This is a genomic window from Nostoc sp. DSM 114167 (assembly GCF_052692655.1).
Genome location: NZ_CP195116.1, coordinates 6,091,126 through 6,105,733, shown reverse-complemented (window position 1 = coordinate 6,105,733; position 14,608 = coordinate 6,091,126). Strand labels below are relative to the sequence as shown.

10 protein-coding genes are annotated in these 14,608 nt (G+C 42.8%); 9 read left to right on the top strand and 1 reads right to left on the bottom strand.

All coding sequences use genetic code 11. From position 1 onward, the window contains the following. The first annotated feature begins 370 nt into the window (after positions 1–370). The 5 genes from NSTC731_RS26005 (at position 371) to NSTC731_RS25985 (ending at position 8,180) form a co-directional block, all read left to right on the top strand. Positions 371–1,810 (top strand): NHLP bacteriocin system secretion protein, encoded by a 1,440-nt coding sequence (locus NSTC731_RS26005; RefSeq protein WP_445627459.1) that lies wholly within the window; start codon positions 371–373, stop codon positions 1,808–1,810. A gap of 309 nt (positions 1,811–2,119) precedes the next feature. Then, positions 2,120–2,389: a hypothetical protein gene (locus tag NSTC731_RS26000; protein ID WP_445627458.1), complete on the top strand. Its 270-nt coding sequence runs from the start codon at positions 2,120–2,122 to the stop codon at positions 2,387–2,389. 102 nt (positions 2,390–2,491) lie between these two features. Then, positions 2,492–4,672, top strand: a complete 2,181-nt coding sequence (locus NSTC731_RS25995; protein ID WP_445627457.1) for an NHLP family bacteriocin export ABC transporter peptidase/permease/ATPase subunit — start codon at positions 2,492–2,494, stop codon at positions 4,670–4,672. 7 nt (positions 4,673–4,679) lie between these two features. Continuing rightward, on the top strand, positions 4,680–7,571 hold the full coding sequence (locus NSTC731_RS25990; protein ID WP_445627456.1) for an NHLP bacteriocin export ABC transporter permease/ATPase subunit: 2,892 nt from the start codon (positions 4,680–4,682) through the stop codon (positions 7,569–7,571). A gap of 399 nt (positions 7,572–7,970) precedes the next feature. Further along, on the top strand, positions 7,971–8,180 hold the full coding sequence (locus tag NSTC731_RS25985; RefSeq protein ID WP_445627455.1) for a hypothetical protein: 210 nt from the start codon (positions 7,971–7,973) through the stop codon (positions 8,178–8,180). A gap of 8 nt (positions 8,181–8,188) precedes the next feature. Here the strand turns inward: NSTC731_RS25985 and NSTC731_RS25980 are convergent, their stop codons facing one another. Then, positions 8,189–8,866 carry a class I SAM-dependent methyltransferase gene (locus tag NSTC731_RS25980; RefSeq protein WP_445627454.1) on the bottom strand — a complete coding sequence of 226 codons (678 nt, stop codon included), beginning with the start codon at positions 8,864–8,866 and terminating at the stop codon, positions 8,189–8,191. A 99-nt stretch (positions 8,867–8,965) separates the two neighbouring features. Here NSTC731_RS25980 and NSTC731_RS25975 point away from each other — a divergent pair, with 99 nt between their 5' ends. The 4 genes from NSTC731_RS25975 (at position 8,966) to pip (ending at position 14,515) form a co-directional block, all read left to right on the top strand. Next, on the top strand, positions 8,966–11,077 hold the full coding sequence (locus NSTC731_RS25975; RefSeq protein ID WP_445627453.1) for an O-linked N-acetylglucosamine transferase, SPINDLY family protein: 2,112 nt from the start codon (positions 8,966–8,968) through the stop codon (positions 11,075–11,077). A 75-nt stretch (positions 11,078–11,152) separates the two neighbouring features. Then, positions 11,153–12,247, top strand: a complete 1,095-nt coding sequence (locus NSTC731_RS25970) for a DUF4350 domain-containing protein (protein ID WP_445627452.1) — start codon at positions 11,153–11,155, stop codon at positions 12,245–12,247. Positions 12,248–12,428: 181 nt separating this feature from the next. Next, positions 12,429–13,379: an AAA family ATPase gene (locus NSTC731_RS25965; protein WP_445627451.1), complete on the top strand. Its 951-nt coding sequence runs from the start codon at positions 12,429–12,431 to the stop codon at positions 13,377–13,379. A gap of 197 nt (positions 13,380–13,576) precedes the next feature. Beyond that, positions 13,577–14,515, top strand: coding sequence for a prolyl aminopeptidase (gene pip / locus NSTC731_RS25960; protein ID WP_445627450.1), 939 nt, complete (start codon positions 13,577–13,579; stop codon positions 14,513–14,515). Positions 14,516–14,608 lie beyond the last annotated feature (93 nt).

Here is a 14,608-nt window from a genome sequence, read left to right as displayed (position 1 = left end):
ACTACTGGTTATACAGCGAAGACAGAACATTTATGAGGTAAAGGGGGGAAGACTACCGTAAACTGCTTCATGAATATCGTGATTTTGAGCGTATGGTCTTCCGGATTATGCAACGTCGCGTCCGGAGCAAACTTTGTAAACCTGGCTTGCCAATAATATCAGGACTTACGTAAGTACTAGGATTTTACTTCATTACGAGCGTTGGCGTAGCCTCTGGTAGAGAAGCAAGGTATTGGTGATGTTTGTGCTTTGTTGAAGTAATATAAGCGATCGCCTCTCTTAATTCTCCCCTAGTTCTCCCCGATCGCACTTTAATCTTAGAAGTCTAGAAGACTTGAAGCTCTAAGCGCTCTCAGGAAAAAGGAGAACAATGCAACTAAAACACAGCCACATATATCGCCAAGAAGCCTTAGAGCGCTTATCTTCACCAGAACAACTGGATCGAGCAATACAAGTTGTCAAGCCTCAAGCTTGGTTAACTTTATCTACTTTGAGTTTTGTGGTTGCTGTAGCTGGCCTTTGGAGTGTGTTCGGCAGAATTCCGCTCACGGTGACAGGTCAAGGTATCTTGATTAAACCGCACCATGTTGTGGAATTTCAAGCACCCAGTTCTGGCCCGTTACTAACTCTGAAGGTAAAGGCGGGGGATATTATTAAACAAGGTGATGTACTGGGTATTATCGACCAATCAGCTTTGAAACAGCAGTTGCAGCAAGAGCAAGTAAAATTGCAACAACTGCAAACCCAGAATCAAGAGACTGACAGGTTACAAAAGCTGCTGATTGACCAACAAATCATTACTCTTGGACAACAGAGAATGGATTTGGAAAATAATTTGCATCGAGAGCAAAGTGCGCCGAAACTACGCGATCAAACATTGAGAGCGATCGCTCAAAAACGCCAAAGCATTAATTCCCGCAAACAACAAATTAATTACTTACTCAAAACTCTTAAAAAACGGGTTGATAACCGTCGTCACCTTTTTGAGCAGCATGTAATCAGCCAAGATATGCTGGTGCAAGCCGAACAAGAATATTTTAATACTCAAAGCGAACTGTCAGATATTGACGTGCAACTCAAGGATCTGGAAATCCAAGAAACTACCACGCAACGCGAATATCTGGAAAATCTTAATAGAATTGACGAAATTAAAACCAAAATTAAAGATATTAATACTCAAAATACTAAACTACGCGAACAAGACTTAAAGCAATCAATTGATAAAACAAATCAAATTCGGGAAGTAAAGCGGCGAATTGCCCAATTACAACTGCAACTATCTCAAGAAAGTAGAATTATTAGCAAATATAATGGTCACATTCTCGAACTGAGCGCTGTCCCTGGACAAATGATGAATCCGGGTAGTCGCTTGGGGTCAATTGAAGCTGAACAGCCAAATTCAAAACTTATGAGTCTTGTTTACTTTGCGAATAAAGATGGTAAGCAAATCAAGCCAGGGATGGCTGTACAAGTGACTCCCAGCTTTGCTAAACGCGAGCGCGAAGGTGGTATTGTCGGAACCGTTGCAAATATTTCTTCATTTCCGGTAAGTACACAAGATATTACAGCGATCGTTGGTAACAAAGAAATTGCCGCCAGTCTTGCAGGTAAAGGTGAAAATCAGGTGCAAGCTTTTATCCAACTCCAAGAAAACCCTACATCAGTCAGTGGCTACAAATGGTCATCCTCTGATGGCCCAGCCTTAAAAATATCTTCTGGGACAACTACATCAGTTCAAGTAAAGGTTGGAGAAAAAGCACCGATTTCTTATATTATTCCTATGCTGCGCTCTTGGACGGGAATTTATTAGTTTACGCCGTATGCAACTTTCTTTCAGACCTAACCCCCAACCCCTTCCCTACAAGGGAAGGGGAGCAAGAATCAAAGCCTCTCCTCCCTGTGCCTAAGATGTACACACAAGTCCTTTTCACCCCCTCTAACTCCCCCTTGGTAAGGGGGAGAACCGGATATTTCCCCTTTAGCAAAAGGGAGAAGCAGATATTTCCCCCCTTAGCAAGGGGGGATTAAGGGGGGTAAATCCAGGGTTTGAGCTTCATTACCAAGATGTGTGTACACCGTAGCTCCCTGCTCCCTGTGGGGGAGAGGTTCTAAGGATAAGTTGCACATCGCGTTAATTTGGGCATTGAGGTTAAAACTTGAAGGTTCACCCTCAGAAGGTCAACTTTCACCATCAGAAGCTCAACTTCCACCCTCAGAAGGTCAACTTTCACCCTCAGAAGCTCAACTTCCACCCTCAGAAGGTCAACTTTCACCCTCAGAAGCTCAACTTTCACCCTCAGAAGCTCAACTTCCACCCTCAGAAGCTCAACTTCCACCCTCAGAAGCTCAACTTCCACCCTCAAAAGCTCAACGTTCAAGTTCTATCTAATACCAATGCCCAATGCCCAATGCCCCATGCCCCATGCCTAATGCCCCATTCCCAATCCCAAAATTTAAACCAAATCGTGTCCGCACTTCTACACTTTTGCAAATGGAAGCGGTCGAATGTGGTGCGGCTGCTTTGGGAATAATTCTGAGCTATTACGGGCGGATTGTGCCACTGGCTAAACTGCGTGAAGAATGCGGTGTTTCGCGGGATGGGAGTAAAGCTTTTAATATTGTCAAAGCTGCAAAAAATTATGGACTCAATGCTAAAGGTTTAAAACTGTCTCTGGAAAACGTCAAAACTACCCGCCTCCCCTACATTGCCTTTTGGAATTTTAACCATTTTCTCGTGGTAGAAGGATACAGCAAAAAACGTGTCTACCTCAACGATCCTGCCAATGGTCGCAGAACAGTGAGTTGGGAAGAGTTCGATCGCGCATACACGGGTGTTGTGCTGACAATGGAACCAGGAGCGGATTTTCAGAAGGGAGGCAAAAAAAATCACATTGTCTCAGCCTTAAGTAGCCGCTTACAAAACTCACAAGTTACTATCTTATTTTGCTTGCTAGCTGGTTTATTGCTAACATTGCCTCGGTTAGCTGTGCCAGCCTTTTCTCAAGTATTTATCGATGAGATTTTAATCCAAGATCGACAAGATTGGTTACGACCTTTGCTGTTAGGAATGCTGTTAACTAGTTTATTACGGGCATTCCTTGCCAGACTGCGGCTTACCTACTTGCGGCGATTAATGGTTAAGCTGTCAGTCAGCACATCTGGACAGTTTCTCTGGCATATTCTGCGATTGCCCATTGGGTTTTACGATCAACGCTTTGCTGGGGAAATCAGTAACCGAGTGCAACTGAATGGCCGGGTGGCAGAAGTACTCTCAGGGCCTTTGGCAACTACAGTAATTGATGCGGTGATGATGGTCTTTTACCTGCTGATTATGATTCAGTATGACCAATTGCTGAGTGCGATCGCAGTCGGTTTTGCTTTAATCAACATTCTCGCTCTCCTATTTTTATCGCAAACTCGTGTAGATGCAAATATGCGCCTCGCTCAGGAATATGGCAAAGTGGGCGGAGTAACGGTTAGCGGCATCCAAACTATAGAAACCATCAAAGCTTCTGGGCTGGAGTCAGATTTATTTGCTCGGTTTGCGGGTTATTACGCTAAAGCCTTGAATGCCCAACAACAATTAAGCTTACAAACTCAAATTCTCACCACATTACCCACAATTTTGACAGCCCTAGCCACAGCTTCTATTTTACTGGTTGGTGGTTTACAGGTAATGAAAAACAATCTCAGTATTGGAATGCTGGTTGCCTACCAAAGTTTAACATTGAGTTTCTTAGAGCCAGTCAATAGCCTCGTCAATTTTGGCAGTACACTCCAAACTTTAGAAGCTGATTTAAACCGCCTTGATGATGTATTGCAAAATCCCATTGATTTGGAAGTAGAGGGGAAGCAGGGGGCAGCCCTTCGACTTCGCTCAGGGCAGGGGGCAGGGGGCAGGGAGCAGGGGGCAGGGGGAGAAATTATTTCTTCATCTCTCTGGCAATTACAGGGTCACGTTGAGTTACGAAATGTCACTTTTGGCTATAGTCGTGTGGAATCTCCGTTGATTGAGAATTTGAGCTTGATTGTCAAGCCAGGGCAAAGAATAGCGCTTGTGGGGGGAAGTGGTTCTGGTAAATCGACAGTTGCTAAATTAATTTGCGGTCTTTATCAACCGTGGGATGGGGAAATCTGCTTTGATGGTGTAGAGCGATCGCAAATTAAGCGTTCTGTTCTGGCTAACTGGTTGGCAATGGTTGAACAGGATATCTTTTTATTCGCCGGCACTGTGCGAGAAAACATCACTCTTTGGGATTCAACTATACCAGAAGCCGATTTGGTGCAGGCTTGCCAAGATGCAGCGATTCATGATGCGATCGTATCTATGCCTGGAAAATATGACTTTGAGTTGATTGAAGGCGGTATGAATATCAGTGGTGGACAACGCCAGCGTTTAGAAATTGCCCGCGCTTTAGTGAGAAATCCCACAGTCTTAGTATTAGATGAAGCAACCAGCGCCCTGGATGCAGAAACCGAGTTGATTATTAACCGCAACTTGCAACAGCGTGGTTGTTCGTGTATTGTAGTAGCCCACCGCCTCAGCACAATCCGCGATTGCCATGAAATTATTGTGCTAGAGCAAGGTAAAATCGTGCAGCGTGGCACTCATGAGGAATTATGGCAGCAAGGCGGAACTTATCTTCGTCTACTTCACGCGGCAGAGGCATAGTTGAGTAATGAGTAGCCCGCAGGTGAATCCTTCTTCTAAACTGTACTCCTTTCAAGCAAACGAACCATTACTGTTGAATGACTCAGAAACATTCTGGATAGTGCAGTCTGGAACATTAGCAGTGTTTGCAACTAGAGTTAAAAACAGTTTACCAAAGGAGCATCGCCGCTATTTATTTCATGTCAACGCTGGTGAAGCATTGTTACCGGAAGTAATAGCACAAAGCCAATGGAATTTTGTCGCGATCGCAATTGAACCTACCCAATTATGCCAGATGTCAATGGTTGATTTGGTTCGGGGAATCGCGGCGGCTAACTCTCAAGCCATAGAATTTTTAGAAGGTTGGGTAAATCATTTAGGACAATCTCTTAGCGCCCAGCAAACAGTTTTGACTACGCCATTAAACCTTGTGCAGACATTGGGGCGTGATTTTTCATTATCGCCTGGTGAAACGCTACAGGGAAGACAACAAACACTTTTATGGGTGAAGTTGCAGCAAGGCAATACTCACTGGATGGGAGTCGAGGAATTAACCTTGAATTCTACTTCACCAGCGTTTCCACTCACGAGTGATATGTGGCTGGAGGCAGAAGATGCAGTTATCGGACAAGTGTTATCAACGGCAGATTTAGAAAATTCCGAGGAACTTCTGGCAGGTTTAGCCAGTTTGCAGACTTATTTCTTTCACTACTTCAGTTTGCTGGTAAACAAAGAAACAGAAGCAGAATTTCGGCAGTTTCAGGAACGCGAACAATTTAATCAGCAAGTAATAGAGGGGGCACTTTCTGATTTAGCAACGGTATTGCAGCCACAGCAGGAGGCAGTTTTTTCTCAGGAAGGGCCGCCCTTATTAGTAGCATTTGGTGCAGTCGGACGGACGCTGGGGATAGAGATTCGTCCACCAGCAGAAGATTTGAATTTTATTAAAGACCCTGTAGCAGCGATCGCACAAGCATCACAAATTCGTATCCGCCGAATAACTTTAGCAGATGGCTGGTGGCATCAAGACCAAGGAGCAATGTTAGCTTATACTCAGTTGGAACGCCCAGTGGCGTTGTTACCTACAGATAATCGGGATTATATAATCTTTGACCCCGTAGCGCGGACTCGGACACCTGTTAATGAATCAGTAGCAAAAACACTCTCACCATTAGCCTACGTTCTCTATCGACCATTACCCCAAATTGCGCTCAACGCCATTGATTTACTACGGTTTGGGGTCAAGGGTTATGAAAAAGACATCGCCAGTATTTTAGTGGTAGGGCTACTGGGCACAATATTGGGGATGGTTGCACCGCAAGCAACAGCAATTTTAATCAATCATGCCATTCCCGATAGCGATCGCGCTCTACTGTGGCAGATCGGATTGGTCATGTTTGCAGTCGCCTTTGCACAGTTAGCTTTTCAAGTTGCCCAAAGCATTATCACTCTACGAGTGGAAAGCGCCACTGATAGCATATTACAGCCAGCCATTTGGGATCGGTTACTCAGATTAAGCCCTAGCTTTTTTCGTCAGTATACTTCTGGAGATTTGGTCAACCGCGTTATGGCGGTGAGGGAAATTCATCAAAAACTTAGCGGTGCTACCCAAAGAACGTTGTTGAGTGGAATCTTTGCCTTATTCAACTTGGTGCTGATGTTTATTTACAGTTGGCAACTAGCGCTTGTGGGTGTGGGTTTAGCAATATTTGCCACTGTGGTTACGACTGTTGCAAGTTTCCTTTTGGTGAAGAAATCGCAAAAAGAGCAAGAACTCAATGGTGCAATTCAGGGACTCACGGTACAACTAATCAACGGTGTTGCCAAACTGCGAGTCACAATGGCAGAAGAACGCGCATTTGCAGCTTGGGCAAAAAAGTATAGCCAGCAAATCCGACTGAAGGCGAGTTGGCAAGAAATTAAAGATGGTGTTTCTATATTTAACGAAGCACTCCCTTTGGTAAGTTCTATACTGCTGTTTGGGTTTGCCATGTTGTTAATGCAGACACGCCTAACACTGGGTACATTTGTTGCTTTTAACTATGCTTTGGCGATTTTTATCAAAGGAGTAATTGACCTGAGCAATACTGTATCGGAAATTTGGAGTATTGTACCAATCTGGGAACGAGCAAAACCGATTTGGCGATCGCAGCCGGAATATGACTCAACCAAGGTTAACCCCGGTCAATTAAGCGGTCGCATTGCTCTAAATCGTGTCAGCTTTCGCTACTCGGAAAATGGCAGCTTAATCCTCAATGATGTCAGCCTCCATGCCGAACCAGGGGAATTTATCGCGATCGTTGGGTCTTCTGGAAGTGGAAAATCAACGATATTGCGGTTGTTATTGGGCTTTGAAACTCCATTAACAGGGAACATTTATTACGATCGCAAAGATTTAGCAGAGATGGAACTCCAAGCTGTGCGAAGACAGTTAGGAGTGGTACTGCAAAATGGTAAAATCGGTACAGGATCGGTTTTTGATAATATCACCGCCGGAGCTTTAGTTTCCCTAGAAGAAGCTTGGTCAGCCGCACAAATGGCAGGCTTTGCTGATGATATCAAGCAAATGCCAATGGGTATGCATACGATCGTCGCCGAGGGTGGTAGTAATCTTTCCGGTGGACAACGGCAAAGATTATTGATTGCGCGATCGCTGGTTTCCAAGCCTAAAATTATCTTGATGGATGAGGCGACCAGTGCTTTAGACAACCGCACCCAGGCAATTGTGACTGAAAGTTTAGCCAAGTTAAACGCTACTAGAGTGGTAATTGCCCATCGCCTCAGCACAATTCGTAATGCCGATCGCATCTATGTGATTGACGCTGGTCATGTCGTACAGGTAGGTACTTTTTCGGAATTGATTACTCAACCAGGGTTATTTGCCAGACTGGTAGCTCAACAGTTAGAAGGGGAGCTTTAGTTTTGCTTCAGCATGGAATTAGTAACTTGACGTGAGTTCGATGAACCTCTCCCCAACCCCTCTCCGAGGCGGCTACGGTGTATACACAACTCAAATTACCCCCCTTAATCCCCCCTTGCAAAGCAGGGTGGTTTCATACGAAAAAAGAAAAATACATAAGTCTTGATTTCTCATGTATAACGATAGATTTTGACCCCTCTCCAAACCTCTCCCCGAAACGGAGAGAGGCTTTGAAACTCAGCTTTATTTTTTCTCTGCTTGTATGAAACCACCCTGCTTAATCCCCCCGATGCATTGGGGGGAAATCGGAAATCTAGTTCCCTCCCCTTTGCAAGGGGAGGGTTAGGGTGGGGTAAAACTAAAGCTAAAACCTTAGTAAATCAGGTTTGGGGGGAGGTTTTGAGAATTTATGCAATAAATATATTAAATTCGGGCGGTCGTTTCTTGAATTCGGGCGATCGTTTCTTGAATTCGGGCGATCGTTTGTTGAATTCGGGCGATCGTTTGTTGAATTCGGGCGATCGTTTGTTGAATTCGGGCGATCGTTTGTTGAATTCGGGCGGTCGTTTATTGAATTCGGGCAGTCGTTTTAATATCAAGTCCGGTTAATTAATACTTTACTCCCGTTCAAAGACAAAAATAATGGAAATCGGTTTATTTGTCTTGGGATCGGATGGCTCATATAAATTTAGCAATCGGTAATTCAAAGCATGGAATTCGTTAATCCATGATTCCAGGGTTCGGAAATACCAAGGAGTAGGGTAGAATGGTCGATCTGCATTTGGTTGCCATGAAGTTTCGCGCCACCCATTGGAGTATGGAGAGTCACCGCAAGCAATTATCGGATGAAGTGTTTGAATGATTATTTTGCCTTTATCCTCTAACAGGCTATGACCTGCCTTAGCGATCTCATCAAGAGCGCATTCGCCTAGAATTGAAAAGTTGCAGATCGAGCAAGAGAAATAGTCAATGGTGCTAAATCTTTGTGATGCAAGATCCGAGTACGAACAGACAGCAAAGCGAGAATCACCACTATCCTTTGCTGTCTCAATGAGATCGGCGCAAAAATCAACACCCCAACCATCGATTCCTAAAGAAAAAAGCTGTCGAGACAACCATCCTTCACCGCATCCAATATCTAAGAATGTTCTGGGATTAAGTTGGGTTATCGCTTTAACTATAGCGGCATCTGTGGCGATCGCACGGCTTTCAATTTGTTTATTACGAACTGCTTGTGTCCATAATTTAGCATTCATCTGCCATGAGTCAAGGATTCGTTTTTCATTTTCGTCCATAAACTAATGCAAAACTTTTTTGAGTCGCTGGGGAAACTGAAGGCTTTTTAGGATTTTTCGAGTTTAATAGACGATCGTATCATTAGTAATTGCAACGCTATGTTAATTAATGAATTAAGAAATATTAACTTGATTATCTTTCCTGACTGGTCTAATTTAGAAACTGCAATCGCAGAAGACTTGACGAATGTTCTCAGAACTCTTTTCACACATCCAGCTAGACAAGATATAACACTACTAATTGACAGCCAAAGTTTAGCGGATGAACTACAGGATAATGCTAACTCGTTACTTTTTGAGACAGTTCTGAAACTTAGTTTAGAAGAAGCTGTATCGGAAGACTTAAATGTAGGGCTTACAGGTCAGTTAACTACCGAAGAATGGTCTATTATTAAATCATTAATTAACTTTCGCATCCCAATTAATCACGAAGATCGCTACATTATCCAGCAGCCAGAAATTGCACAAATTCCTAAATGTGATTTGTCAGAAATTGAACAGCCAACTATTTATGAAGCGGCTCGGCTAGAATCTTGGCAAAGATGGGGTGATTATTTCGCAGATAGTGAATTGCCTGAAAACGCTATCTCATATTACAGCAAGTATTTATCTAGTTGTCCGCACCAAATTAACTATTATCTAAAGTTAAGTAATGTTTTGTATAAAACTGGTCAGATGCCAGCGGCGATCGCAACATTGCAAAATGGTATTAGCAATTGCCCTCAAGCAGAAGAACTCTATTACTGGCTGATTATTCGTCTAAAGCAAAGCCAGAACTATCTGGAAGCTCGTAACTTCGCTCAACAGGTTACAGAGAAATTTCCTGAAAACTACGTATTTAAGATGTTGAGCTATCTTATGCTGCCAGAAACTTACCATACTCCTCAAGAGATTGATACCTATCGAGCGTGGTTTCAAGATGGGCTAGAAAAACTGATTCAAGAAATAACCATGAATAGCCCAGATGAACAGAAAAAAGCTTTCATGGGAATCAGCCATCATACAAACTTTTTTCTTGCATATCAGGCAAAAAATGACCTGATATTACAGCAGCAATATGGACAGCTAGTTCACCAAATTATGGCGGCAAATTATCCGCAATGGAGTCAGGTGCGTCCGATTTCTTCTATTAGTAACAACCGCAGAATTAAAATTGGCTATCTTTCCTATTTTTTATGTAGCTGGAGTGGAACAGTTTTGTTCTTAAACTGGCTTAAATATGCAGATCGTCAAAAATTGGAAATTTATTCATATCACATCGGGCATCAAATTGATGCTGCTACTCAATTATTCCAGTCTCATAGTACAAAGTTTTATCATTTGCCGAATAATTTAGAACAGATTTGTCAACAAGTTATTGACGATCGCCTTGATGTGTTAATTTTTCCAGAATTAGGAATGGATGCCACCACACTATGTATTGCTGGACTGCGTTTAGCGCCGATTCAATGTATGGCTTGGGGGCAACCTGTCACTTCTGGATTACCCACCATTGACTATTTTTTATCTAGCGAACTGATGGAGCCTGTGAATGGGCAATATCACTACAGCGAAAGCCTTGTACGTTTGCCTGGTGTTGGGATTTCCTATCCGACGATCGAAGTTGACTCAGTTAGCCGCAACCGATTATTTTTTGGATTACGAGAAGATGCGATCGTCTACATTTCTAGTCAAGCTGCTTATAAATATCTACCGCAGTACGATTACGTTTATGCAGAAATTGCCCGTCAAGTTCCCAATGCTCAGTTTATGTTCCTTCGCTCTGGGATTTCTCAAGAACGTCTAAAACGGGCATTCGCGGCTGTCGGGTTAGATAGTCTTGATTATTGTGTATTTTCTTCTGTCTTACCGCGTGATGATTACTTTGACTTGCTTTCTTTGGCAGACATTTATTTAGATACCTTCGATTGGGCAGGTGGTAACACAACACTGGATGCGATCGCCTGTCATTTACCAATTGTCACTTGTCCTGGTGAGTTTATGCGGGGGCGTCATTCCTATGGTTTTTTGCAAGCGATCGCTGTCACACAAACGATTGCAGATGATACCTCGCAATATATTCAGATTGCAGTGCGATTAGCTGTAGATATTGATTGGCGATACTCAGTTCGTGAAGCCCTAAAACTCTCAAGCAAGGTTCTGTTTGACAATCCCACTGCTACCCAAAATTTAGAAGCATTCATCAAACAGGCGATCGCTGCAAGAAGTTAAAGAAAGTATATTTTGACTTTAACTGAAAAATAAGTAAGTATTAACAGTGATATTCAAAGGCTATGAAAGTCGAAAATGAAACGTCCAAATCGCCTTGCTTGGATGGGAGCGATCGCACTGGCTGCGATCGTTTTACTTAGTTTGTTCGCGGCTCCCAATAATACTAAAATTAACGCTGGCTCTACCTATAACCGTAACTCTGATGGCTATGGTGCTTGGTACGCTTTTATGCAACAACAGGGAATTTCTATCAAGCGTTGGCAAAAGCCTTTTAGTGATATTCAGCCAGAGAACAGCCCAGTTACCTTCCTACAAGTAGGCGGCTATCCCAGAGAAACCACACTAGATAGTCAAGAGCGGGAATGGGTAGAGAAAGGGAATACTTTGGTAATTTTGGGTGCTAAGGCGCGGGTTACAGAAGCGGAGTTTAGCACTATGCAAAAATCTCCTGAAGGTGATATTAAAATTGATACACGTAGACGATATAAAAAAGCTAACTCCCAGCAAGTTAATTTAGGCGATCGCTTTGGTGCTGTTGTCTGGAAACAAAATTACAAAAAAGGAAAGGTAATTTTTTCTACTACTCCTTATTTAGCTGCCAACGCCTACCAAGATTATTTAAGTAATTTCAAGTATTTAGCTAGTTTGGTTACTGAAAAAAGTAACACAGTCTTTGTCGATGAATACATCCACGGCTATAAAGATGCCGATGTCAGGAAGAAAGAAAACGAAGGAGATTTATCTAGCTTTTTTGCCAAAACTCCTTTACTTCCAATCTTGATACAGGCAGGTATCTTGCTATTAGTACTAGTTTGGGCGCAGAATCGCCGCTTTGGCAAGCCAGTAGCTTTAGATACACCAGTTATAGATAATAGCGAAGCATACATCCAAGCTTTAGCCGGAGTGTTGCAGAAAGCTGATACCACCGACTTTGTGGTTGAAATGGTGGGTAAACAAGAACAACTAGAACTCCAAAAAGTCTTGGGATTAGGGCAAGTACTATTAGAACGTCAAGCCTTAATTGATTTCTGGATGGAAAAAACAGGTGCAAGTGTAGCCGAACTAGATGCAGTTTTAAAGCTACAATCTCGCAAACAACCCATCAGTGAACGAGACCTGTTAAGCTGGTTGGGAAAATGGCGAACCATTAGATTAATTCGTAATTCGTAATTATTTTTTTGGGCGTTGCTGAATTAAGGGATGATTCTTGTGGGGTGGGCATCCTGCCCGCCCGAAAATACAAAGGACGGGCTTTTCGGCTCATCCCACAAAAATAGTAAAATCATCCCGCAAATATGCAACATCTTTTTTTGGAATTGTACTCTGCGTTGGTTATTTATCAATAAAAAATATGAGTGAAACGCATCCTATTTTAATTCGGCTTGGTCAAGGTCTTAATCAAGTAATTGTCGGACAATCTAGTTTAATACAGCAACTCTTAGTAGCACTGCTAGCGGGTGGGCACGTAATTTTAGAAGGAGTACCGGGAACTGGGAAAACCCTACTCGTAAAAGTGTTGGCGCAGTTAATTCAAGGGGAGTTTCGCCGAATTCAATTAACACCAGATGTTTTACCTTCAGATATTACTGGTACAAATATTTTTGACTTGAATAGCCGCAATTTCACTTTGAAAAAAGGGCCAATATTTACTGAAGTATTGCTAGCAGACGAAATCAACCGTACTCCGCCTAAGACACAAGCGGCGCTGCTAGAAGCAATGGAAGAGATGCAGGTAACACTGGATGGTGAAAGTTTGCCTTTACCAGATTTATTTTGGGTAATTGCAACCCAAAACCCCCTAGAATTTGAGGGTACTTATCCTTTACCAGAGGCCCAGTTAGACAGATTTTTATTTAAGCTGATGGTAGATTACCCCGATCGAGCTGCTGAAAAGCAAATGTTACTCAATCGTCAGGCGGGTTTTGCCGCACGACGTTTAGATATTAGCCGTTTGAAACCAATTGCAACAGTAGCCGACATTTTGCAAGCACGACAAGCAGTCAAAGAAGTTAAAGTATCAGAAGCGATCGTTGATTATTTGTTGGCATTGGTGACAATATCGCGTCAATATCCTGATTTGACTTTGGGTGCATCACCCCGCGCTAGCGGTGCTTGGTTGCAGACATCTCAAGCTTTAGCGTGGTTAGCAGGAAGAAATTTTGTAACACCAGATGATGTAAAAGCAGTTGCATCACCGTTGCTACGTCATCGTCTCATATTGAAACCAGAAGCGATGCTGGATGGTTTACAAATGGATGCGGTAATTGCGTCGGTAATTAATCAAGTACCAGTTCCAAGGTAAAAAATGTTGTTTCACCAAGACATAGCGCAATACGGTTCGGTTAAAGGGGAAAGGGTAAAGGGGAAAGGGGAATAAAAAACCTTTAACCCTTACCCATTTCCCTTTTCCCCAAACCCTATTTTGAGTTCAAAATGCTTATCTGAACCGTATTGATACATAGCGATCGCCATCACAACATTACTGATAAAATATCGAAAATGCGAGAACTTTACCCAGCGATCGAGCCTTATTTAGAAGGTAGTTTACAAGTTTCCGACCTTCATACTATCCATTTTGAAGAGTCAGGAAACCCCCAAGGTCAACCCATCGTTTTGCTGCATGGAGGCCCTGGTGGTGGATGTCCAGCTTTTTATCGGCAATATTTCCACCCAGAAAAATGGCGTTTAGTCATGTTTGACCAGCGCGGTTGTGGTCAAAGTACTCCCCATGCCGAATTACGAGAAAACACCACTTGGGATTTAGTTAGTGATATCGAAAAACTGCGCCAACATTTAGGTATAGAAAAGTGGGCGGTTTTCGGTGGTAGTTGGGGTAGCACTTTATCATTAGCCTACAGTCAAACCCATCCCTCTCGATGCACAGGATTAATTCTGCGTGGGATCTTCATGCTGAGACAAAAAGAGTTGCGCTGGTTCTACCAAGAGGGTGCTAGCTATATTTTTCCTGATGCTTGGGAAGAATATCTCAAACCAATTCCCATAGATGAACGTGACGATTTAATCGCAGCATATTACAAACGTTTGACCAATCCAGATTTAGAAATTCAATTAACAGCAGCGCGTGCTTGGTCAATTTGGGAAGCTAGTACCAGTAGACTTTTCTTAGACCCAGAACTCATGCAAAAATTTGGCGAGAGTGAATTTGCTTCCGCTTTCGCACGTATTGAATGCCATTACTTTATGAATAAGGGATTTTTGGAAACCGAAGATCAATTACTCTTAAATGTAGACCGCATCCGCCATATTCCGGCTGTAATTGTTCAGGGACGCTATGATGTAGTCTGCCCAATGATATCAGCTTGGGAATTACATCGCGCTTGGCCAGAAGCGGAATTTATAGTGGTTCCTGATGCCGGACATTCGATGAGCGAACCAGGAATTTGCAGTGCTTTGATTGAGGCAACAGATAATATTTAATTTGTATCAAGGAATTAAAAAAAATAAAATCACCAAAAATAGTAAAAATAATCATTATTTGGAGGGTAAGTACAGCCATTAGCTGCTACTTCC